Origin of the sequence: Mycobacterium fragae (assembly GCF_002102185.1) — a bacterium.
Taxonomy (GTDB): Bacteria; Actinomycetota; Actinomycetes; order Mycobacteriales; family Mycobacteriaceae; genus Mycobacterium; species Mycobacterium fragae.
This window is the reverse complement of record NZ_LQOW01000016.1, coordinates 87,870-108,767: the sequence shown is the minus strand read 5'-3', so window position 1 is coordinate 108,767 and position 20,898 is coordinate 87,870. Positions and strand designations below refer to the sequence as shown.

The window sequence follows — 20,898 nt, the reverse complement described above, 5'->3', positions numbered from 1 at the left end:
TCGCCATCGAGCACTACCGCACCTGCGCGCGTCCCCGCTGCAGCACGGCTTCCCGGTTGGCGGCGATGTCGTCGCCGCTGGTCCGGAATTGTCTGGCTGCCTCAGCCTCCAGCCACAGGCCCGTACCGGTCTGCGACTCGTCGATGCGGTGGTAGGAGGTCAGCAGCGCCCGCACCGCGTTCTGGTTGTTGCCGACAATCGATTCGGCCACCCGCCGCGCCGCCGGCAGCAGTTCCTCGTGCGGTACCACTTCGGTGATCAGACCGGCACGCAACGCATCGTCGGCCGACAGGTAGTCACCGGTGAGGCTCATCCGTCGGGCCATGCCCACGCCCACCTTCTGCGGGAGCCGGACGCTCAGGCCCCATGTCGGCAGCAGGCCGACCCGCGCATGCGTGTCGGCGAATCGTGCGCGCTCCGAGGCGATCAGGATGTCGCAGTACAGCGCCAACTCGAGCCCACCGGTGACGGCGGCACCGTTGATCGCGCCGATCACCGGCTTGCTCATCGCCGGCCAGCGCGGCGAGATGTCCGGCAGCGCCGACCGCTCGCCGAGCTCCTTGAGGTCGAGTCCCGCGCAGAACACCGGGTCGGCGCCGGTCAGGATCACCACGTCGACGGCGTCATCGCTTTCCGCCTGCGCCAGCGCGGCGAAAAACCGCTCGCGCAGGGCTGCGGAAAGCGCGTTGCGGGACTGCGGGCGGTTCAGGGTCAACGTGCGGATCCGCTCGGCGGTGTCGATCAGCAGGATGTCGTCGGTCATTGCATCACCGTAGCCATGCGCACCTATCGTGGATCCATGTGCCGGAACATCACCGAGCTGCGCGGACTCGAGCCGCCGGCCACCGCCGCGGAGATCGAAGCCGCGGCGCGCCAATATGTCCGCAAGGTCAGCGGCATCACGCACCCGTCGGCGGCCAACGTCGAAACGTTTGAAGCGGCCGTCGCGCAGGTCACCGAGGCGACGACGCGGCTGTTAGATCTCCTGCCGCCGCGCCGCCAACCCCCCAAGAGCCTGCCGCCGCTGCGCCGACCCGAAGTTGCCGCCCGGATCGCCGCGCGATGACGCAGACCGCGACCGTGCCCGCCCTCAAGGAGTGGAGCGCGGTCGTGCATGCGCTGCTGGCGGGCCGGCAGCGCGTGTTGTTGCGCAAGGGCGGGATCGGCGAGAAGCGCTTTGACGTCGCCGCCCCCGAGTTCCTGTTCTTCCCGACCGTCGCGCACAGCCACGCCGAGCGGGTACGGCCCGAGCACCGGGATCTGCTCACGGCGGCCGCACCCGACAGCGCCGACGACCGGGTGATCGTGCGGGCCGCGGCGAAAGTCGTTGCGGCACTGCCGGTCAACCGCGCCGACAACATCGAGGCGATCGAGGATCTGCATATCTGGACCGCCGAGTCGGTGCGCGTCGATCGGCTGGACTTTCGGCCCAAGCACCGGCTGGCCGTGCTGGTCGTTCAAGCCATCCCATTGGTGGAGCCGGTGGAGCTGCCGCGGGCCCCGCAGTACTCCGGCTGCGTCAGCTGGGTGCAGCTTCCGGTGACCCCGACACTGGGCGCGCCGGTGTGCGACGACGAATCGCTACGCCGCGTCGCCGCCCGTGTCCGCACCGCCGTCGGATGACCACTTAGAAGACGTAATAGGGGGAAAGCTCGTTGGCGCGCTGCAGATTGGTGGACGGGCAATCGACGTCGGGGTTGGAGTAGACCGTCGAGTAGTACAGCGCCTGCTGGATGACCCCATAGCCGGTCTTGAACGCCACCATGCAGGACATGTACCAGAAGCTGTTGTGATACGTCGGCTTCATCACCCAGTACTGCGCGGCGCGGTGGCCGTTGACCGTCGTCTCGATGGCATCGGCCGGCAGCGAATGCTCGTAATCGCGCCAGATGATCGCCTCGACGGCCAGCTGGTAGTTGCCCGCGTCGTAATGGCAGCGCAGCCCTTCTTCATGCTCGGGCGGGGTAAAGGCCAGGCCCAACCGCGCAACCACGTCGAGCGGGATGTCCTCACAGGGGTCGAACGGGCGCGGGTCGGTGGTCGCCACGATCGGGCTCTTCATGGTGGTGGGCGTATCGAGCGGTGCGGCGGTGGAGCGCAGCTGCACGCTGCCGGTCCCGACGCCGCTGGGCGGTGCGCTCTGCCACACCACCACCGCCGCCATGACCAGGGCGCCTAGCGCCGCGAACAGGCGCAGCTTGGTGACCATCGCACCCCCTCCGTCCGGGTCGCCCATTGCGGGGAGTGTACAAGTCGCATCCACGCCGTCACAGCCCAAACGAGAACCTGTTCTAGTTCGGGTGGGTCGCTAGGCTGAGTAGTCGTGGTAACGCGCGAGCCGACGCTGTGGGCGGTTTCCGACCTGCACGTCGGTCACCTCGGCAATAAGCCCATCACCGAGTCGCTGCACCCGTCGTCGCCGGACGATTGGTTGATCGTGGCCGGTGACGTGGGGGAGCGCACCGACGACATCCGCTGGTCGCTGGATCTGCTGCGGCGACGCTTCGCCAAGGTGATCTGGGTTCCGGGCAACCACGAGCTGTGGACCACCGGCCGGGACCCGATGCAGGTCTTCGGCCGCGCCCGCTACGACTATCTGGTCCACATGTGCGACGAAATGGGCATCGTGACCCCGGAGCATCCGTTTCCGGTGTGGACCGAGCGCGGCGGCCCGGCCACCATCGTCCCGATGTTTCTGCTCTACGACTACACGTTCCTGCCAGAGGGGGCGACCACCAAGGCCGAGGGGCTGGCCATAGCGCGGGAGCGCAACGTGGTGGCCACCGACGAGTTTCTGCTCTCACCGGAGCCCTACGCCACCCGAGAGGCGTGGTGCCGGGACCGGGTCGCGACGACCCGCGCGCGGCTTGAAGACCTCGATTGGATGACGCCGACCGTGCTGGTCAACCATTTCCCGATGGTGCGCGAGCCCTGCGACGTGCTGTTCTACCCCGAGTTCTCGCTGTGGTGCGGAACCACCGAGACCGCCGACTGGCACACCCGCTACAACGCTGTCTGCTCGGTCTACGGCCATCTGCACATTCCCCGCACCACCTGGTATGACGGGGTTCGGTTCGAAGAGGTCTCGGTGGGCTATCCCCGGGAGTGGCGGCGCCGCAAACCGTTCAGCTGGCTTCGGCAGGTACTGCCCGACCCGCAGTACGCGCCCGGCTATCTCAACGACTTCGGCGGCCACTTCGTCGTCACCCCGGAGATGCGCAAGCAGGCCGAACGGTTCGCGGAACGAGTGCGCCAGCGGCAGTCACGATGACGGTGAGCAAGCTGATGTCGCCGGTGCTGCCGGACGATCGGGCCGACTTGGCGTCCGCCGAGCTGTACACCGATCCGCCCGGCCTGGCGGCACTGCCCGAAGAAGAGCCGTTGATCGCGCGCTCGGTGGCCAAGCGGCGCAACGAATTCATCACCGTGCGCCACTGCGCCCGGATCGCGATGAGCGAGCTCGGCGTGCCGCCGGTACCGATCCTCAAGGGGGACAAGGGCGAACCGTGCTGGCCCGACGGCGTGGTGGGCAGCCTGACCCACTGCACGGGCTACCGCGGTGCGGTGGTCGCCCGCAGCACCGCCGTCCGCTCGGTGGGCGTCGACGCCGAACCGCATGACGTGCTGCCCGACGGTGTGCTGGACGCGATCACGCTGCCCGAGGAACGCCACGAGATCGCGGCCTTGCCCGAGGGTCTGCACTGGGACCGAATCCTGTTCTGCGCCAAGGAAGCAACGTACAAGGCGTGGTATCCGCTGACCAAGCGTTGGCTGGGCTTCGAGGACGCCCACATCGTCTTCGACGTCGACGCCGACGGGAAGACCGGCGACTTCCTGTCCAAGATCCTGATCGACGGCGCCGCATTGTCGGGTCCGCCGCTGACCGCGTTGGCCGGGCGGTGGTCGGTCGACCAGGACTTGGTGCTGACGGCGATCGTCCTGTGACGGCCGGCCTGGTCATCGTCGACAAACCCGCCGGCATGACGAGCCACGACGTGGTGGGGCGCTGCCGGCGGATCTTCGCCACGCGCAGGGTGGGACACGCCGGGACGCTGGACCCGATGGCCACCGGCCTGCTGGTGATCGGGGTGGAGCGCGCGACCAAGATCCTCGGTCTGCTGAGCGGTGCGCCGAAGTCCTATGCCGCCACCATTCGCCTCGGTCAGTCGACATCCACCGACGACGCCGAAGGCGAAGTGCTGCACGAGGTTTCGGCGCAGCATCTGACCGACGAGGCGATAACCGCGGCGATGGGCAGGTTCCGTGGCGACATCAGCCAGGTCCCGTCGGCTGTCAGCGCGGTCAAAATCGGCGGTCGAAGGGCCTACCGGCTGGCCCGTGAAGGCCAGATCGTCGAACTGGCGGCCCGCCCGGTGCGCATCGACCGGTTTGAACTGCTCGCCGCCCGCCACGGCCGGCTCGTCGACGTCGACGTCGAGGTCGACTGTTCCTCCGGGACCTACATCCGCGCGCTGGCCCGCGATCTCGGTGATGCGCTGGCAGTCGGCGGCCACCTGACCGCGTTGCGGCGCACCCGGGTCGGCCGGTTCGGGCTGGATCAGGCCCGCTCACTCGACGACTTGGCCGACCAACCGCGACTGAACCTCACGCTCGACGAGGCTTGCCTGCTGTTGTTTCCGGGGCGGCAGCTCAGCGCCGAGGAGGCCGACGCCGCCGGCCACGGGCGAGCGCTGACGCCCGCCGGCATCGACGGCGTCTACGCCGCTCGCACCGCCGACGGCCAGGTGATCGCGCTGCTGCGCGACGACGGGCCGCGGACGAAGTCAGTGGTCGTCATCCGCCCGGCCACGCTGTGACCGACCCGACGGGTCGATGTCTTCCAACGCCCGCTCGGCCTGCTGAACCTCGTGCAGCACCAGTGACTTCGCCGCGTCGTCGAGCGCGGTTCGCTGCAGATGAGTGAGCAGCGCGACGGTGAGCGGGCGCGCCCGCCCTGCGTTGTCCGCAAGCGAACCCCAGTCGGGGGTGTGGAATTTCGACGACACAAACGGCTCCCACACGTCCTCGGCATACGCGCGCAGGATCATTTCGGCGATAGAGCGTTGATGTGCGCGAACATCGACCAGCGTCGCGACAAGCCGCTCCAGCGAGATGCCGGCGCCGGTGAGTCCTTCGATCAGGTTCAACGTCTCCGCGTCGCGTACCGACACCGGGTCGGCCTCCGTGTCGGCGATCAGGCCGAGCTTGGCGAGCTGCGCCGCGGCGTTGGGGCCGAGTCGGTGCTCGAGTTCTTCTCGGCTGATCGTCGTCGACCCCGACGTGCTGAATGGTGCCAGCACTTCGGCGGCGAGGTGCCGGATGTCGGTCTCGCTGCCGGTGCCGGTGTCGATCATTCGCCGGATCAGGTCGAGCGGAAAGCCGTCGGCGTGCAGGCTTTGTACGCGCTTGATCCGCGCAACGTGCTCGTCGCCGTAGATTCCGACGCGTCCGCGACGGGTCGGCGGCGGTAGCAGACCCTGGCGTTGCCACTCCCGAATATTGCGCGAGGACATGGAAACGTGCTGGGCCAGGCGGTCGATGGTCATCTCCATTTGACGGCAATCTTAACGCCATTGTCCGTTACAGAAATAATTGTTACGGTCGGGCGTGTAGCGGTCGCTGTGATCGCGCTCGCGGACGGAGGACGATGAGCCTCAAGCACGACATCCGGCTGGCGAGCACGATCGCGCGGCCGGTCGCCGGCAACCTGTACACGAACATCACCAATGATCTGGGCGCCAAGCTGAAGCGCGCTGACTACCCCGGCATCGCCGAGACGTCGTTCGACCCGTTCGACCCGGCGACCGCGGCCAACCCCTATCCGGGATATGCCGAACTGCTGCGCGGCCCACGGGTCCACTACAACCGCAAGCGGAACATCTTCTTGCTCAGCCGCTACGAAGATGTGCGCGCGGCGGCCCGCAACGAGGCGATGCTGACCAGCGCCGAAGGGGTAACGCGGTCCCGCACGAAGCTCCCGGTCCTGCTGACCATGGATCCGCCGCGGCACACGGAGTTGCGGCGCAAGGTCCAGCCCGCGTTCGCGCGCGGAGCGCTCAGCAGCTGGCAGTCGATGGTCGATCGGCTGGCCGCCGAACTGGTCTCCGATCTGCTGGCCGACCCGGGTTCGGACGTGGTGGAACGGCTGGCCGTGCCGATGCCGGTCCGGCTTATCGCACACATCCTCGGCATTCCGCCGGAGGACGAAAAGTTCTTCCGGTACTGGTCCAACGAGGCCGTCCGAGTCGCCAATATCCAAATGACGCCCAAGGGTTTGTGGCAGATCTTGCCCAGCCTCAACGCCACCCGCCACCTGCACTCGTACTTCAGCAGCCGTTTCCGAAGCGGCGAGCTTCTCGGGTCCGACAGCTTGCTGGGCCGTTTGGTGGCGATCGCAGGGGAGGGCGAGCTCAGCCGAGACGAGCTGTTTTACTTCGCGTTGCTGTTACTGTTGGCGGGCAACGAGACGACGACCAATTTGCTGAGCACCATGTTTCTGACGTTGTCGGAGAACCCTGACCAGTTCGAGCTGATCCGGCGGGATCCCGACACGCTGGTGTGCAGCGCGGTGGAGGAGCAGCTGCGCTATACGTCGCCGGTGCAGGGTTTCTACCGCACGACGAAGGCCCGCTACGCCGTCGGAAACGCAACGATTCCGGCCGGCGCGCGGGTGGCGTTGTTGTGGGGCGCCGCCAACCGTGACCCGCGCCAGTTCGACAATCCCGACGCGTTCCGTGCGGCGCGCAATCCGTCCCACGTCGCGTTCGGGTCGGGCATCCATCTGTGTCTGGGTGCGGGACTGGCGCGAATGGAAAGCAGGGCCATCTTGCGCGAACTCGTCGAGCGCGTTGAGCGGATCGACATCATCGGCACGCCGAAGTGGACGACGAACAGCTCGCTGCGCGGTCTGGAACAGATGAAGGTGGCGCTCGCGCCGCGCCGCTACAAGGCGTCGACATGACGCACCGCAACCCGCGGGTCGTCATCGTCGGCGCGGGAATGTCGGGGATATGCCAGGCGATCCTGCTCGACCGCGCGGGATTTTACGACGTCACCATCCTGGAGAAGGCCGACCGCCTGGGCGGAACCTGGCGGGACAACCGCTACCCGGGATTGACCTGCGACGTGCCGTCGCATCTGTACCAGTACTCCTTCGACCTGAACCCATCGTGGAGCCAGCTGTTTTCGCCCGGCCCGGAAATCCGGAACTACTTTGAAGATTCGGCGCGACGCCACAACGTCGAACGGATGATCCGGTATGAGACCGAGGTCCTCGACGCATACCACACCGGGACGTGCTGGCGGATGACCACGCGGGACGGCGAGAGCCTCGACGCCGACTTCGTGGTCTTTGCGACCGGCTTCTTGCACCGGCCCAAAGTGCCGGACTTCCCCGGCATGGACGACTTCGCCGGCCGGATCGTGCATTCGGCACGGTGGAGCGACGACATCGACGTCGCAGGCAAGCGGATCGCGATCGTCGGCAACGGATCCACCGGTGTGCAACTGCTTTCGGCGGTGGCCGGCGTCGCAGCTCACGCCACGCTCTTCCAGCGCACACCCCAGTGGGTTGCGCGCCTGCCCAACCCGCGGATACCGCGAGCGGCTCGCACGCTGATGGGTCGAAGCCGGTTGCTGAGCAAGGCGGTGCTGCAAGCCGAATACAAGATGTTCGAGATCTTCAGCGTCGCACTCACGCAGCCCGGTCTGCGACGGCACATGGTGAACCGTCTGTGCGAGAACAACCTTGCTTCGGTCACCGATCCGGAATTGCGCGCCAAGCTCACCCCCGACTACCGACCCGGGTGCAAACGGTTGGTCATGCATCCCGACTTCTACCGTCAGGTGCAGCGCCGGGACGTCAGTGTGGAGACGACGGCGATCGAGAAGTTCGAACCGGGCGGTATCCGGACCGTCGACGGTCGCCTGCACCAGGCCGACATCGTCGTGCTGGCAACCGGTTTCGACGCCCATGCCTATGTTCGCCCGGCGACCATCCGCACCCATGACGGCCACACGCTGAGCGACGCATGGTCGCCGAGTCCCCGCGCCTACAAGTGCGTGACAGTCGAGCACATGCCGAACCTGTTCATGCTGATGGGTCCGCATTCACCGATCGGCAACTTCCCGCTGGTACAGGTTGCCGAGGCGCAGTCGACGTATGCGCTGAACTGGATAAAGCGTTGGGCTGCAGGAGAATACGACACAATTCGTCCGACCGGGCGCGCCGTGGAAGCTCACCTGGAGCACATTCGACGCGGATTGCCCGGGACGGTGTGGACGACCGGTTGCAACAGCTGGTATTTCGGCGAGGACGGGCTGCCGGAATTGTGGCCGTACCGCCCGCAGGATTATCTCCGGCTGCTCGAAGAGCCCGACGACGACAGCTATATCCTGGAATGCGGCAGTGCACCTGCTGCCCAGTTGGAAGGATCGCGATGACCAACAAGGTCTACGTTGTCGGTGTCGGCATGACGAAGTTCGAGAAACCGGGCCGCCGGGAGGGCTGGGACTACCCGGATATGGCCAGGGAGTCGGGAACCAATGCGCTCGTCGACGCGGGTATCGACTACACCGAGGTGCAGCAGGGCTACGTCGGTTATGTCGCCGGCGATTCGACGTCCGGTCAGCGGGCGCTCTATGAGCTGGGCATGACCGGGATTCCGATCGTCAACGTCAACAACAACTGCTCGACCGGCTCGACGGCGCTGTTCCTGGCGGCGCAGGCCATCCGCGGCGGGCTCGCCGACTGCACGATCGCGCTCGGTTTCGAGAAGATGCAACCCGGCTCGTTGAGCGGAGGCGCACAGGACCGCGAATCGCCGATGGGCAGACACGTCAAGGCGATGGCCGAAATCGACGAGTTCGCGATGCCCGTCGCACCATGGATGTTCGGCGCCGCCGGTCGTGAGCATATGCGCCAATACGGCAGCACCGCAGAGCATTTCGCCAAGATCGGCTACAAGAACCACAAACACTCGGTCAACAACCCGTTCGCACAATTCCAGGAGTCCTACACCCTCGAGGACATCCTGGCGGCGCGAATGATTTCCGATCCGCTGACCAAGCTGCAGTGTTCGCCGACCTCGGACGGCTCGGGTGCGGCGATCCTGGCCAGCGAGGCGTTCGTCGACAAGCATGGTCTCGCCGGGCAGGCGACCGAGATTGTCGGGCAGGCGATGACCACCGACTTCGAATCGACCTTCGGCGGCACAGCCAAGGCGCTGATCGGCTACGACATGAACGTGCAAGCCGCACAACAGGTCTACGACCAGTCCGGACTTGGTCCCGAGGACTTCCAGGTGATCGAGCTGCACGACTGCTTCTCCGCCAACGAACTACTGCTCTACGAGGCGCTGGGGCTGTGCCGCGAGGGCGAGGCGCCCAAGCTGATCGACAACGGCGACACCACCTACGGCGGTCGGTGGGTGGTCAACCCGTCCGGCGGGCTGATCTCCAAGGGCCATCCGCTGGGGGCAACCGGTTTGGCGCAGTGCGCCGAGCTGACCTGGCAGCTGCGCGGCACGGCCGACAAACGTCAGGTCGACAATGTGTCAGCGGCGTTGCAGCACAACATCGGGCTGGGCGGGGCGGCCGTCGTCACCGCCTATCAACGCGCTGAACGCTAGGTCGGCATAGCGAACTCGTCGAAGCCGGATCCGCATTCTAGGTAGTTGCGGTTCCGCAGGCCCGGGCCACCAGCTGGGCGCGGCTGGCGGTGGCCGATTTGGCGAAGATCGCCTTGAGGTGCTCCTGCACGGTGAATTCGGAAATACTCAGATTGCGCGCGATGTGGCGAGTGGAGTTTCCGTGCGACAGCTCGACGAGGACGTCGGTTTCGCGCGTAGTCAGTCCGGTGGCCCGGCTGAAGACATCCAGCCGTTCTGCGACGGTGATCGGGTCAATTGTGACGGCGACCGACGGTGGCATCCCCGGGCTGCCTGCCTGCAGCCGTGCCGCGGTGAGGGCAAGCCACGCAGCCCCGCCGGCATGCACCCGCGACGTCGCCGGCGATGTATCGGTGCCCTCTTCGGCGGCGAGTAGTTGCGCGGCGACGTTTAATGCGGCCGCCGGCACCGGTGAGTCGCCGGATTGAGTGGGCAGCAATCGTCGGAAGCTGGGTTCCGCGGCCGGGGTTTCACCAACAGCGTTCAGGTCGTCGTCGTAGAGCACCAACGCCGGAGCGATTGACGGCTGGTCGTGGGCGGGCTCAAACATGCGGGCCACCCGAGCACGCTGCGCTGTGGTGATCATCGCCAGCAGCGTGGCGGCGAACGCGCACTCCTCGTCACTGAAGGGCCGCCCGTCGTAGCGCCATAGGTCAACAAATCCCCAGCACCCGTGGCGGTCTCGCAGCACCATCGAAGCGATGTCGGCCACCCTCAGCGTTTCGCTGCCGACACGCCACAGCCGGCTCTCGGAAAGCCGGCCCTTCGTGGCTGCGACGAGGCTGACACAGCCGTGCAGTGTGGTCCAGCGGTTGATCGCCGTGGCGTATTTGGCGCGGATGAGTCGCGGTAACCGGCGCATATCGAATGAAGGCAGATACGCCAGCGGTGAAACGCCCACTGCGGACACCGGGTCGGTGAGCACCCACACGTAGGCATCGAATGGCACCGCCACACCAAGGGCATCCAGGGTCGCCGCCCGAAACGCCCTGTCATCGAGCGGGCCGGCGCAGCAGGCGCTGATCTGCTCGCGCACAGTGCGGTAGCGGCTTCTCACCGACCGCAGCGTAGCGGTTCAACATACCCGAAACTGGCGCAATACCCCAGAAATTAGGGATACCGGCGACCGTTCCGGGGCTCCTAACGTTGGCCCATCAACTCAGCCATGATCGGAGGAGAAATGCCCCTTTTGCACATCGAACACGGTGTCAATGACCTCGACACCTGGCTCAAGGTATTCAATGCGTTCGAGCCACAGCGCAAGGCAGCCGGCGTCACACAGGTTCGCCTCGGCCAGCCAGTCGGCGACCCGCACCACGTGGTCATCGACCTCGAATTCGAAACGACCTCTGCCGCAGACGATTTCCGTACCTTCCTCCGCGAGAACGTGTGGACATCAGCCGACGCGTCGAACGTCATGACCGGGACCCCAACCGCCATCATCCTCACCGAGATAAGGTCCTAGCCGTCGGCCCAGCCATTGGTGAGCAGACGCAAAATCCCCCAAAACGCGTGGTTTCGGGGGATTTTGGGTCCGCTCGCGGCTTAGGCGACCACCCAGATCGCCCGGGCGGCGGGGCTGCCCAAGTCGACGGTGGTGGGCGCACCGTCGGCGGACACTGCCGACTCAATGGCCACCGAGATCATCCCGGCGAACTCCCGACGGGTCAGCACCCGTAGCCGCGAGTCCAAGCTGATGCCGATGCTGTCGAAGTAGCGCAGCATCTCCGGGTCGGCATCGGAGATCCGTGCCACCGTGCCGGCGTCACCGTCGCGGCATGCCCACAGCTGGCGGGCCGGCGGGGTGGGCACTTGTCCGTCGGAGGCCGGGATCGGGTCGCCGTGTGGGTCGCGCTGCGGGAACCCCAGCTTGGCGTCGATACGCGTGATCAGCCGGTCGGAGACCGCGTGCTCGAGCACCTCTGCCTCGTCGTGCACCTCGTCCCAGCTGTAACCGAGCTCCTTGACCAGAAAGGCCTCCAGGAGCCGGTGCCGGCGCACCATCGCCAGCGCCGCCCGACGCCCCGACTCGGTCAATGTGACCGCGCCGTACTTCTCGTGGTCGACCAGGCCCTGCTCGGCGAGTTTGCGGATGGATTCCGAGGCCGTGCTCGCCGACACGCCGAGCTTCTCGGCCAGCATCTTGGTGCTGACCTTTTCCCGCGACCACTCCTGCGCGTTCCAGATGACCTTCAAGTAGTCCTGGGCAACCGCGGTGAGCTCGTTGGGCTCGTCAGGGGGCACAACGGAAGTTTATGCAATCCTCACCTGATCTGGGGCTCGCGCATCTCCGGGGGTCACCTTGCGCCGTAGGCTTGCGATTGTGCAGCGGTGGCGGGGCCAGGACGAGATACCCACGGACTGGGGCAGATGCGTGCTCACGATCGGAGTGTTCGACGGCGTGCACCGCGGGCACGCCGAACTGATCGCCCACGCGGTGAAGGCGGCCCGGACGCGCGGCGTGCCCACGGTGCTGATGACGTTCGACCCGCACCCGATGGAGGTCGTCTTCCCCGGCAGTCATCCGGCACAGCTGACGACGCTGGCGCGGCGAGCCGAGCTGGTCGAAGAGCTCGGCATCGACGTGTTTTTGGTGATGCCGTTCACCAGCGACTTCATGAAGCTGACGCCCGAACGCTACGTCCACGAACTGCTGGTCGAACACCTGCATGTGGTGGAAGTCGTGGTGGGCGAGAATTTCACGTTTGGCAAGAAGGCGGCCGGAACCGTCGACACGCTGCGCCGGGCCGGCGAGCGGTTCGGGTTCGCGGTGGAGTCGATGTCGCTGGTGACCGAGCACCACGACAGCGAGACCGTGACGTTCTCCTCGACCTACATCCGGTCCTGCGTGGACGCCGGCGACGTGGTGGCCGCCGCCGAAGCGCTGGGCCGCCCCCACCGGGTCGAGGGCGTGGTGGTGCGCGGCGACGGGCGCGGCAAGGCGCTGGGCTTCCCGACCGCCAACGTCGCGCCGCCGATGTACTCGGCTATCCCTGCCGACGGCGTGTACGCGGCCTGGTTCACCGTCCTCGGGCATGGTCCCGCCAGCGGCACGGTGGTGCCGGGCGAGCGCTACCGGGCCGCGGTATCGGTCGGCACCAACCCGACCTTCTCCGGGCGGACCCGCACCGTCGAGGCGTACGTGCTCGACACCGACGCCGACCTCTACGGGCAACACGTGGCGCTGGACTTCGTCGCCCGTATCCGCGGGCAGGAGAGGTTCGGATCGGTGCAGGACCTCATCGCCGCGATGGGCGCCGACACCGACCGGGCGCGGGCCCTGCTGACTGCGGGATGAGCTGCCGGGAGACTCCCGCTGCTAGACTGCCCGACGACACGGCGCGTGCTGCAGTTCGCGGTGGCTGCGCCCTCAAACCTGATCGCGGACCGATTGATGGAGATAGTTCGTGGCGCTGACAGCCGAGCAAAAAAAGGAAATCCTGGGCTCCTACGGCCTGCATGAAACCGACACCGGGTCCCCTGAGGCGCAGGTCGCGCTGCTGACCAGGCGGATCGCCGACCTGACCGAGCATCTGAAGGTGCACAAGCACGACCACCATTCGCGGCGCGGATTGCTGCTGTTGGTCGGCCGGCGGCGGCGTCTGCTCAAATACGTGGCCCAGATCGATGTGGAGCGCTACCGCTCGCTTATCGACCGACTGGGTCTGCGTCGCTGACCTAGACCCGGCGTCGCCCTTGCGGTTAGGAACTGCCTGGTCGGCGTGTAGAGTGGGGACGTTCTGGGCCGGATTCGGCCCGAGCAGGTGCGGTTCGCGCGATCCGCGCGGACCGTCCCAGCGAGTCATGACAGGAGCTGCCAAGCCTGTATCGAGCGGTCCTCGGTAGTGGCGGCCGGGCCCCCAGAAAGTGGGGCACAGTCCGGCCGCTTCGATCGATGGCCGTAGCCGCATCCAGGCGCTGGCAGCTGTATGCGTTACTACGCGAAACAGCTGAATAAACCCAGAGAGGCCGCACGGACGTCCATGTCTGTAGCTGAAATTGACGAAGGCGTGTTCGAGTCGACCGCCACCATCGACAACGGGAGCTTCGGCACCCGCACCATCCGTTTTGAAACCGGTCGGTTGGCCCTGCAGGCCGCCGGCGCCGTCGTCGCCTACCTCGACGACGAGAACATGCTGCTGTCGGCCACCACCGCCAGCAAGAGTCCCAAGGAGCATTTCGACTTCTTCCCGCTGACCGTCGACGTCGAGGAGCGGATGTACGCTGCCGGGCGCATACCCGGCTCCTTCTTCCGCCGCGAGGGCCGGCCGTCCACCGACGCGATCCTGACCTGCCGGCTCATCGACCGCCCGCTGCGCCCGTCGTTCGTCGACGGCCTGCGCAACGAGATCCAGATCGTGGTGACCATCCTGAGCCTGGACCCCAACGAGCTCTACGACGTGCTGGCGATCAACGCCGCGTCGGCGTCCACCCAGCTGGGTGGCCTGCCGTTCTCGGGGCCCGTCGGCGGGGTCCGGGTGGCGCTGATCGACGGCACCTGGGTGGCGTTCCCGACCGTCGAGCAGACTGAACGGTCCACGTTCGACATGGTGGTCGCCGGACGCGTACTCGACGACGGCGACGTCGCGATCATGATGGTCGAAGCGGAGGCCACCGAGAACGTCGTCGAACTCATCGACGGCGGTGCCCAGGCGCCGACGGAAACCGTTGTGGCGCAAGGCCTGGAGGCCGCCAAGCCGTTCATCGCCAAGCTGTGCGCCGCGCAGCAGGAACTCGCTGACGCCGCTGCCAGGCCGACCGACGAATACCCGGTGTTTCCCGACTACGGCGACGACGTGTACTACTCGGTGTCCTCGGTGGCCACCGACGAGCTGTCCGCCGCACTGACGATCTCCGGCAAGGCCGAGCGCGACCAGCGCACCAATGAGCTCAAGGCCGAAGTTCTCGAGCGGCTGGCCGACACCTACGCCGGGCGTGAGAAGGAGATCAGTGCGGCGTTTCGCGCGCTGACCAAGAAGCTAGTGCGCCAGCGCATTCTGTCCGACCACTTCCGCATCGACGGCCGCGGCATCACCGACATCCGCGCGCTGTCCGCCGAAGTCGCGGTGGTGCCACGGGCACACGGCAGCGCGCTGTTCGAGCGGGGCGAGACGCAGATCCTCGGGGTGACCACCCTGGACATGGTCAAGATGGCCCAGCAGATCGACTCGCTGGGGCCGGAGACCTCCAAGCGCTACATGCACCACTACAACTTCCCACCGTTCTCCACCGGGGAAACCGGCCGGGTCGGCTCGCCCAAACGACGCGAGATCGGGCACGGCGCATTGGCAGAGCGGGCGCTGGTGCCGGTGTTGCCGAGTGTCGAGGAGTTCCCGTATGCGATCCGTCAGGTCTCAGAAGCGTTGGGCTCCAACGGTTCCACCTCGATGGGCTCGGTATGCGCGTCGACGCTGGCGCTGCTGAACGCCGGAGTGCCGCTGAAGGCGCCGGTGGCCGGTATCGCGATGGGCCTGGTATCCGACGACGTCGAACTGGAAAGTGGTGGCACCGAACGTCGCTTCGTCACGTTGACCGACATCCTCGGTGCCGAGGACGCGTTCGGCGACATGGACTTCAAGGTCGCCGGCACCAAGGACTTCGTCACCGCGCTGCAGCTGGACACCAAACTCGACGGCATCCCCTCGCAGGTGCTCGCCGGTGCGCTGTCACAGGCCCGCGACGCGCGGCTGACCATCCTGGAGGTGATGGCCGAGGCCATCGACAAGCCCGACGAGATGAGCCCGTACGCCCCGCGGGTCACCACGATCAAGGTGCCGGTGGACAAGATCGGCGAGGTGATCGGTCCCAAGGGGAAGATCATCAACGCCATCACCGAGGAGACCGGCGCGCAGATCTCCATCGAGGACGACGGCACCGTGTTCGTCGGCGCCACCGATGGCCCGTCGGCGCAGGCCGCCATCGACAAGATCAACGCGATCGCCAACCCGCAGCTGCCCAAGACCGGGGAGCGGTTCCTCGGAACCGTGGTCAAGACCACCGACTTCGGCGCGTTCGTGTCGCTGCTGCCCGGGCGTGACGGGTTGGTGCACATCTCCAAACTCGGCAAGGGCAAGCGCATCGCCAAAGTCGAGGACGTCGTCAACGTCGGCGACAAGCTGCGCGTGGAGATCGCCGACATCGACAAGCGCGGCAAGATTTCGTTGGTGCTCGTTCCCGAGTCGGATGACGGCGATGCCGACAGCGAGGCCGCGGGAGCCGATGCCGCGACGGCCAGTAGTTAAGAGCGGCGCGCTGCGGCGCGGCCGGCATGGCGCCGAGCCCGCCGCCGCGTTTCGCCGCACCACCCTGTCGGGGGGCCTGCGGGTGGTAACCGAGCACCTTCCCGCGGTGCACTCGGCGTCGGTCGGGGTCTGGGTTGGTGTCGGGTCGCGCGACGAGGGTGCCAGCGTGGCGGGGGCCGCGCACTTCCTGGAGCATCTGCTGTTCAAATCCACCCCGACGCGCACGGCCGTGGACATCGCGCAGGCGGTGGATGCCGTTGGCGGTGAGCTGAACGCGTTCACCGCCAAGGAGCACACCTGCTACTACGCGCACGTCTTGGACGACGATCTCGAGTTGGCCGTCGACCTGGTCGGCGACGTGGTGCTCAACGGGCGCTGCGCCGCCGACGATGTCGAGCTGGAACGCGACGTCGTGCTCGAGGAGATCGCGATGCGCGACGACGATCCCGAGGACACGCTGGCCGACGTGTTCTTGGCGGCGCTGTTCGGCGACCATCCGGTGGGACGTCCGGTGATCGGCAGCGCGCAATCGGTGGCGGCGATGACACGCGGTCAGCTGCACTCGTTTCACGTACGCCGCTACACACCGGAGCGGATGGTCGTCGCAGCCGCCGGCAACGTCGACCACGACGACGTCGTGGCGTTGGTGCGCGAGCACTTCGGACCGCATTTGGTTCGCGGCCGGCGGCCGGTACCGCCGCGCAAGGGGACCGGCCGTATCACCGGGCGACCGCGGCTCACCGTGGTCAACCGGGAAGCCGAGCAGACCCATGTCTGCCTAGGCGTCCGCACGCCGGGCCGGCATTGGAAGCATCGCTGGGCGCTGACGGTGTTGAACAGCGCGCTCGGCGGAGGCTTGAGTTCCCGGCTGTTCCAACAGGTTCGGGAATCCCGCGGGCTGGCGTACTCGGTCTACTCGTCGTTGGACATGTTCGCCGACAGCGGCGCGCTGTCAGTGTACGCCGCATGCCTGCCCGAGCGTTTCGCCGAAGTGTCGCGCGTGACCACTGCGGTGCTCGAGTCGGTGGCGCGTGACGGCATCACCGAGCAGGAGTGCCGAATCGCCAAGGGTTCGCTGCGCGGGGGGCTGGTGCTCGGCTTGGAGGATTCCGGTTCGCGGATGAACCGCATCGGCCGCAGCGAGCTCAATTACGCTGAGCATCGAAGTATCGACCGCACGCTCAAGGAGCTCGACGAGGTCACCGTGGATGAGGTCAATGCCGTGGCCCGCCGGCTGTTGGGCAAGCCCTACGGCGTCGCCGTTCTCGGCCCGTATAGGTCGAAAAGATCTGTGCCGCAACAACTTCAGGCGATAGTGCAGTAGTGCCATGGTACTGGGCTTCTGGGACATCGCGGTGCCCATCGTGGGTGCGCCGATGGCGGGTGGCCCGGGTACGCCCGAGTTGGCGGCGGCGGTCTCCGATGCGGGCGGCCTTGGCTTCGTCGCCGCTGGGTACCTGAGCGCGGACCGATTCGCCGACGATATCGCCGCCGCGCGCGCCGCGACCACCGGTCCGATCGGTGTGAATCTGTTTGTGCCGCAACCCAGTGTCGCCGACGTCTATCAGTTGGACCACTACGCGGAGGCGCTCGACGAGCTTGCCGAGCACTACGAGGTCGAGGTGGGCCGGCCGCGTTTCGGCGACGACGACGGCTGGCAGGAAAAGCTCGAGGTGGTGGCCGATGTCCGGCCCGAGGTGGTGTCGTTCACCTTCGGCGCCCCGTCGCCGGATGTGATGCGGCGGTTGGGCGCACTGGGGCTGTTGGTGATGGTCACCGTTACCTCGGCCTACGAGGCGGGCGTGGCGTTGGCCGCGGGCGCCGACAGCCTGGTGGTGCAGGGCCCCGGCGCCGGTGGCCACCGGGGCACGTTCGCTCCGGATATGCGCCCCGGCACCGAGTCACTGGGCGAACTGCTGGACCAGATCCGGGCCAAACACGACGTTCCGCTGGTCGCGGCCGGCGGCTTGGCTGCCCCGGAGGACGTCGAGGGCGTACTGCGCAGGGGAGCCGTCGCCGCTCAGATCGGGACCGCGCTGTTGCTGTCCGACGAAGCGGGGACCAACCCCGCTCACCGCACCGCTCTGCAGAATCCACAGTTCGGCGCCACTCTGGTCACTCGGGCATTCTCGGGCCGGTATGCGCGCGGTCTGGAGAACGACTTCACCCGGCTGCTCGATGAGGTTGCGCCGCTGGGCTATCCGGAGGTCAACCAGATGACCTCGCCGATTCGTGCGGCCGCAGTGGCGGCGGAGGACCCGCACGGCACCAACCTCTGGGCGGGAACGGGATTTGGCGCCGCCCGCCCCGGTAAGGCCGCCGACATCGTCAAGACGCTCGGGGCGGTGTGACCTTGCTTCACACCGGTGGCGTTCGGTGCGCCCACGGCTTGGCGGCCTCCAGCTGGCTGGCCACCCGCAGCAGAACGTCCTCGCGCCCATAGGCGGCCACCAGCTGCACGCCGACCGGTAGCCCGCTGTCGGTCCACTCGACCGGCACGTTGATCGCCGGCTGGCCGCTCATGTTGAACGGCGGGGTGAACGGGCAGAACTGGCCCGCGCGGTCCTGGGCATCCATCGGATGATCCGGGTTGTTGGTGATCGTGCCGAGCGGCAGCGGAAGCTCGGCCACGGTCGGTGTGAGCAACAGATCCCAGCCGTCGGCCCACCAGGCTTGCACCGCGCGACGGAAGTGGCTGACGGCCGACAGCCCAAGCGCGTAGTCAACTGAACTGACGCGCGCGGCGAACTCGGCTTGTACCCGGTTCATGGGCTCGAACTCGTTGTCGGCCAATGGTCGTCCGAGCTGTTCTTCGAACCGCCGCAGGTTGACGCCCATGTTCGCGCTCCACAGCGCGCCGAAGCGGTGGGCCAACGTCGTGTCCTCGAGCGCCTCGGGCCACGCTTGCTCGACCGCGTGACCGAGGGACTCGAGCAACGCGGCGACCGACCGGGCGGCGGCCGTGCACTCGGGTGCGACGGGTCCTCCTTGTGGATGATGGTCGAGCAGGCCGATGCGCAACCGGCCCGGATCGGCGCCGACCTCGTCGATGTACGGGCGCGACGGAGCCGGCGCGATCACCGTGTCGCCGATGCCGGGTCCCCGAACCGCGTCGAGCAGTGTCGCCGTGTCGCGCACTGTGCGGCTGACGCACAGCTCGACGGCCAGGGCGGTTTCGTCGCGGATCGGGCCCAGCGTGATGCGGCCCTGGCTGGGCTTCAGGCCGATCAGTCCACAGCACGATGCGGGGATGCGAATCGAGCCGCCGCCGTCGCTGGCGTGCGCGAACGGGACCATGCCACTGGCGACCGCGGCTGCGGCACCACCACTGGATCCCCCCGGGGAACGCCTTGTGTCCCATGGGTTGTGGGTCGCGCCCCAGGCGACCGGTTCGGTGGTCGGCACGCTGCCGAGTTCGGGCGTGTTGGTGCGCCCGGCGATCACCAAACCGGCGGCCCGGTATCGGCTGACCAATGTCGTGTCCGCGTCGCAGATCACGTTCTCGTTTTTGAGGGCGAGGTTGCCGTTGGTGATGCGTTGGCCGGCGTAACCGGCGAACAGGTCCTTGAGGAGAAACGGCACGCCGCGAAACGGTCCGTCGGGGATATCACCGCGGGCCGTGTCGCGGGCGTGGTCGAACCAGCGGATCACGACTGCGTTGAGCACCGGGTCGATGCGCTCGATGCGTTCGATTGCCGCTTCGAGCAGCTCCAGCGGCGTTACCTCACCCTTCTTGACCAGGGCAGCCTGGTCGACGGCGTCCATCCATCGGGTGTCATCGGCTAGTGAAGTCACGCGGCTTGTCTAGCACGCCGGCCGGGTCAGTGAACGGCAAACCCAGGTCGTCGGCCACCTGCTGGCATAGCAGCGCGCCGTCGTGAGTGGAAAGCCCTTTGACCAGTGCGGGATTCGACCGGCAGGCGGCTTGCCAGCCGTACTCGGCGAGCTCGATGACATAAGGCATCGTCGCGTTGGTCAACGCGAACGTCGACGTTTTCGGCACCGAAGCCGGCATGTTCGTCACGCAGTAGAACATCGCGTCGTGCACAGCGAACGTCGGGTCGTCGTGGGTGGTCGGATGCGAGTCCTCGAAGCAGCCGCCCTGGTCTATGGCGATGTCGACCAACACCGCGCCCGGTTTCATATGTGCGACAAGCGAATTCGATACCATCTTCGGCGCCCTGGCGCCCGGGACCAGGACGGCTCCGATGACCAGGTCGGCACGTTTGACGGCGTCCTCCAGCTCGAAGGCCGAGGAGTAGCGCGTCTGCACCCGGCCGGTGAACTCGGCGTCGAGCTCGCGCAGCCTGTCGATGTTGACATCGAGCACCGTGACGGTGGCCCCCATGCCGCCGGCGACCCGAGCCGCGTTGTATCCGGCGGTGCCACCGCCGATCACGACCACATCGGCGGGCTCGACGCCGGGCACGCCACCCATCAGCACGCCACGGCCACCGCGAGTCCGCATCAGGTGATACGCGCCGACCTGAGCAGACAGCCGCCCGGCGATCTCGCTCATCGGCGCCAGCAGCGGCAGCGCGCCGTCGGCGGTCTGCACGGTCTCGTAGGCGATCGACGTGGTTCCCGATGCCAGCAGGGCCTCGGCCAGAGCGGGCGAGGCGGCGAGGTGCAGGAAGGCGAACAGGGTCTGGCCGCGTCGCAAGTGGGCGCACTCGGCTGCGGTCGGTTCCTTCACCTTGAGCAGCAGGTCGGCCTCGGACCACACTTCGTCGGCGGTGTCGATCAGGTGCGCGCCCGCCGCCTTGAAATCGCTGTCGGCGATCGCCGAGCCCTCGCCGGCGCCGGCCTGGATCAGCACCTCATGGCCCCGGCGGGTCAGCTCGGCGACGCCGGATGGGGTGACAGCCACGCGGAACTCGTTGTTCTTGGTCTCCGTGGGAATTCCGACTTGCATGATCGCCCCTTGAATCGGAAGTAAGACCTCCTTCAATTGTGAAGAAACTTCGACAGCGATGCTTGCAGCGCGA

At 67.1% G+C, this 20,898-nt stretch carries 21 protein-coding genes; 14 read left to right on the top strand and 7 right to left on the bottom strand.

Annotation, left to right across the window (positions count from 1 at the left end):
• Positions 1 to 13: 13 nt before the first annotated feature.
• Positions 14 to 763: an enoyl-CoA hydratase gene (locus tag AWC06_RS08515; protein WP_085196345.1), complete on the bottom strand. Its 750-nt coding sequence runs from the start codon at positions 761 to 763 to the stop codon at positions 14 to 16.
• 36 nt (positions 764 to 799) lie between these two features.
• Between AWC06_RS08515 and AWC06_RS08510 the strand changes: the two genes are divergently transcribed.
• Both AWC06_RS08510 and AWC06_RS08505 read left to right on the top strand, forming a co-directional pair.
• Positions 800 to 1,066, top strand: a complete 267-nt coding sequence (locus tag AWC06_RS08510) for a DUF2277 domain-containing protein (RefSeq protein ID WP_085196343.1) — start codon at positions 800 to 802, stop codon at positions 1,064 to 1,066.
• A complete protein-coding gene (locus AWC06_RS08505; RefSeq protein ID WP_085196341.1) occupies positions 1,063 to 1,623 on the top strand; it encodes a DUF1802 family protein in 561 nt (186 codons plus the stop codon). The genes AWC06_RS08510 and AWC06_RS08505 overlap by 4 nt, the downstream gene beginning before the upstream one ends.
• Positions 1,624 to 1,627: 4 nt before the next feature.
• Here the strand turns inward: AWC06_RS08505 and AWC06_RS08500 are convergent, their stop codons facing one another.
• Positions 1,628 to 2,209: a DUF3558 domain-containing protein gene (locus AWC06_RS08500; RefSeq protein ID WP_085196610.1), complete on the bottom strand. Its 582-nt coding sequence runs from the start codon at positions 2,207 to 2,209 to the stop codon at positions 1,628 to 1,630.
• A 114-nt stretch (positions 2,210 to 2,323) separates the two neighbouring features.
• Here AWC06_RS08500 and AWC06_RS08495 point away from each other — a divergent pair, with 114 nt between their 5' ends.
• From AWC06_RS08495 to truB, 3 genes are read left to right on the top strand one after another with little or no spacing between them, the layout of a single operon-like run.
• Positions 2,324 to 3,271: a metallophosphoesterase family protein gene (locus AWC06_RS08495; RefSeq protein ID WP_085196339.1), complete on the top strand. Its 948-nt coding sequence runs from the start codon at positions 2,324 to 2,326 to the stop codon at positions 3,269 to 3,271.
• Complete coding sequence (gene pptT / locus AWC06_RS08490; RefSeq protein WP_085196337.1) at positions 3,268 to 3,945, top strand: 4'-phosphopantetheinyl transferase PptT; 678 nt, start codon at positions 3,268 to 3,270, stop codon at positions 3,943 to 3,945. Before AWC06_RS08495 ends, pptT begins: the two co-directional genes overlap by 4 nt.
• Entirely contained in the window at positions 3,942 to 4,817 is an 876-nt protein-coding gene (truB, locus tag AWC06_RS08485; protein ID WP_085196335.1) for a tRNA pseudouridine(55) synthase TruB, read from the top strand. Before pptT ends, truB begins: the two co-directional genes overlap by 4 nt.
• Here the strand turns inward: truB and AWC06_RS08480 are convergent.
• Positions 4,785 to 5,552 carry a MerR family transcriptional regulator gene (locus AWC06_RS08480; RefSeq protein ID WP_085196333.1) on the bottom strand — a complete coding sequence of 256 codons (768 nt, stop codon included), beginning with the start codon at positions 5,550 to 5,552 and terminating at the stop codon, positions 4,785 to 4,787. The genes truB and AWC06_RS08480 overlap by 33 nt on opposite strands.
• Positions 5,553 to 5,647: 95 nt before the next feature.
• On the opposite strand from AWC06_RS08480, the gene AWC06_RS08475 reads away from it, so the two are divergent.
• From AWC06_RS08475 to AWC06_RS08465, 3 genes are read left to right on the top strand one after another with little or no spacing between them, the layout of a single operon-like run.
• Positions 5,648 to 6,961 (top strand): cytochrome P450, encoded by a 1,314-nt coding sequence (locus AWC06_RS08475; RefSeq protein ID WP_085196332.1) that lies wholly within the window; start codon positions 5,648 to 5,650, stop codon positions 6,959 to 6,961.
• Entirely contained in the window at positions 6,958 to 8,442 is a 1,485-nt protein-coding gene (locus AWC06_RS08470; RefSeq protein ID WP_085196330.1) for a flavin-containing monooxygenase, read from the top strand. Before AWC06_RS08475 ends, AWC06_RS08470 begins: the two co-directional genes overlap by 4 nt.
• Positions 8,439 to 9,629: a lipid-transfer protein gene (locus tag AWC06_RS08465; protein WP_085196328.1), complete on the top strand. Its 1,191-nt coding sequence runs from the start codon at positions 8,439 to 8,441 to the stop codon at positions 9,627 to 9,629. Before AWC06_RS08470 ends, AWC06_RS08465 begins: the two co-directional genes overlap by 4 nt.
• A gap of 37 nt (positions 9,630 to 9,666) precedes the next feature.
• Here AWC06_RS08465 and AWC06_RS08460 read toward each other — a convergent pair whose 3' ends face one another.
• Positions 9,667 to 10,725: a helix-turn-helix transcriptional regulator gene (locus AWC06_RS08460; protein WP_139819971.1), complete on the bottom strand. Its 1,059-nt coding sequence runs from the start codon at positions 10,723 to 10,725 to the stop codon at positions 9,667 to 9,669.
• 123 nt (positions 10,726 to 10,848) lie between these two features.
• Here AWC06_RS08460 and AWC06_RS08455 point away from each other — a divergent pair, with 123 nt between their 5' ends.
• Positions 10,849 to 11,133, top strand: a complete 285-nt coding sequence (locus AWC06_RS08455) for a hypothetical protein (protein WP_139819970.1) — start codon at positions 10,849 to 10,851, stop codon at positions 11,131 to 11,133.
• An 80-nt stretch (positions 11,134 to 11,213) separates the two neighbouring features.
• On the opposite strand, the gene mntR is transcribed toward AWC06_RS08455, so the two are convergent.
• Positions 11,214 to 11,912 carry a manganese-binding transcriptional regulator MntR gene (mntR, locus tag AWC06_RS08450; protein ID WP_085196322.1) on the bottom strand — a complete coding sequence of 233 codons (699 nt, stop codon included), beginning with the start codon at positions 11,910 to 11,912 and terminating at the stop codon, positions 11,214 to 11,216.
• Between the two features lie 79 nt (positions 11,913 to 11,991).
• Here mntR and AWC06_RS08445 point away from each other — a divergent pair, with 79 nt between their 5' ends.
• From AWC06_RS08445 to AWC06_RS08425, 5 genes are all read left to right on the top strand, one after another.
• On the top strand, positions 11,992 to 12,966 hold the full coding sequence (locus AWC06_RS08445) for a bifunctional riboflavin kinase/FAD synthetase (RefSeq protein WP_085196320.1): 975 nt from the start codon (positions 11,992 to 11,994) through the stop codon (positions 12,964 to 12,966).
• Positions 12,967 to 13,075: 109 nt separating this feature from the next.
• Entirely contained in the window at positions 13,076 to 13,345 is a 270-nt protein-coding gene (gene rpsO, locus AWC06_RS08440) for a 30S ribosomal protein S15 (RefSeq protein ID WP_085196319.1), read from the top strand.
• 306 nt (positions 13,346 to 13,651) lie between these two features.
• Complete coding sequence (locus tag AWC06_RS08435; protein ID WP_085196608.1) at positions 13,652 to 15,910, top strand: polyribonucleotide nucleotidyltransferase; 2,259 nt, start codon at positions 13,652 to 13,654, stop codon at positions 15,908 to 15,910.
• Positions 15,888 to 17,234 carry a M16 family metallopeptidase gene (locus AWC06_RS08430; RefSeq protein WP_085196317.1) on the top strand — a complete coding sequence of 449 codons (1,347 nt, stop codon included), beginning with the start codon at positions 15,888 to 15,890 and terminating at the stop codon, positions 17,232 to 17,234. Before AWC06_RS08435 ends, AWC06_RS08430 begins: the two co-directional genes overlap by 23 nt.
• A 4-nt stretch (positions 17,235 to 17,238) precedes the next feature.
• On the top strand, positions 17,239 to 18,261 hold the full coding sequence (locus AWC06_RS08425) for a nitronate monooxygenase (RefSeq protein ID WP_085196315.1): 1,023 nt from the start codon (positions 17,239 to 17,241) through the stop codon (positions 18,259 to 18,261).
• 7 nt (positions 18,262 to 18,268) lie between these two features.
• Here the strand turns inward: AWC06_RS08425 and AWC06_RS08420 are convergent, their stop codons facing one another.
• A complete protein-coding gene (locus tag AWC06_RS08420; RefSeq protein WP_085196313.1) occupies positions 18,269 to 19,705 on the bottom strand; it encodes an amidase in 1,437 nt (478 codons plus the stop codon).
• On the bottom strand, positions 19,686 to 20,825 hold the full coding sequence (gene ald / locus AWC06_RS08415; protein ID WP_085196311.1) for an alanine dehydrogenase: 1,140 nt from the start codon (positions 20,823 to 20,825) through the stop codon (positions 19,686 to 19,688). The genes AWC06_RS08420 and ald overlap by 20 nt, the downstream gene beginning before the upstream one ends.
• Positions 20,826 to 20,898: the final 73 nt, after the last annotated feature.

What these genes read in the sequence shown, in the direction of transcription:
- AWC06_RS08425 (WP_085196315.1), top strand. Translation starts at nt 17,239, where the DNA reads ATGGTACTGGGCTTCTGGGACATCGCGGTGCCCATCGTGGGTGCGCCG.
- AWC06_RS08470 (WP_085196330.1), top strand. Translation starts at nt 6,958, where the DNA reads ATGACGCACCGCAACCCGCGGGTCGTCATCGTCGGCGCGGGAATGTCG.
- AWC06_RS08515 (WP_085196345.1), bottom strand. Translation starts at nt 763, where the DNA reads ATGACCGACGACATCCTGCTGATCGACACCGCCGAGCGGATCCGCACG.
- AWC06_RS08505 (WP_085196341.1), top strand. Translation starts at nt 1,063, where the DNA reads ATGACGCAGACCGCGACCGTGCCCGCCCTCAAGGAGTGGAGCGCGGTC.
- AWC06_RS08480 (WP_085196333.1), bottom strand. Translation starts at nt 5,552, where the DNA reads ATGGAGATGACCATCGACCGCCTGGCCCAGCACGTTTCCATGTCCTCG.
- AWC06_RS08430 (WP_085196317.1), top strand. Translation starts at nt 15,888, where the DNA reads ATGCCGCGACGGCCAGTAGTTAAGAGCGGCGCGCTGCGGCGCGGCCGG.
- pptT (WP_085196337.1), top strand. Translation starts at nt 3,268, where the DNA reads ATGACGGTGAGCAAGCTGATGTCGCCGGTGCTGCCGGACGATCGGGCC.
- AWC06_RS08435 (WP_085196608.1), top strand. Translation starts at nt 13,652, where the DNA reads ATGTCTGTAGCTGAAATTGACGAAGGCGTGTTCGAGTCGACCGCCACC.
- AWC06_RS08510 (WP_085196343.1), top strand. Translation starts at nt 800, where the DNA reads ATGTGCCGGAACATCACCGAGCTGCGCGGACTCGAGCCGCCGGCCACC.
- AWC06_RS08500 (WP_085196610.1), bottom strand. Translation starts at nt 2,209, where the DNA reads ATGGTCACCAAGCTGCGCCTGTTCGCGGCGCTAGGCGCCCTGGTCATG.
- AWC06_RS08455 (WP_139819970.1), top strand. Translation starts at nt 10,849, where the DNA reads ATGCCCCTTTTGCACATCGAACACGGTGTCAATGACCTCGACACCTGG.
- ald (WP_085196311.1), bottom strand. Translation starts at nt 20,825, where the DNA reads ATGCAAGTCGGAATTCCCACGGAGACCAAGAACAACGAGTTCCGCGTG.
- AWC06_RS08475 (WP_085196332.1), top strand. Translation starts at nt 5,648, where the DNA reads ATGAGCCTCAAGCACGACATCCGGCTGGCGAGCACGATCGCGCGGCCG.
- AWC06_RS08465 (WP_085196328.1), top strand. Translation starts at nt 8,439, where the DNA reads ATGACCAACAAGGTCTACGTTGTCGGTGTCGGCATGACGAAGTTCGAG.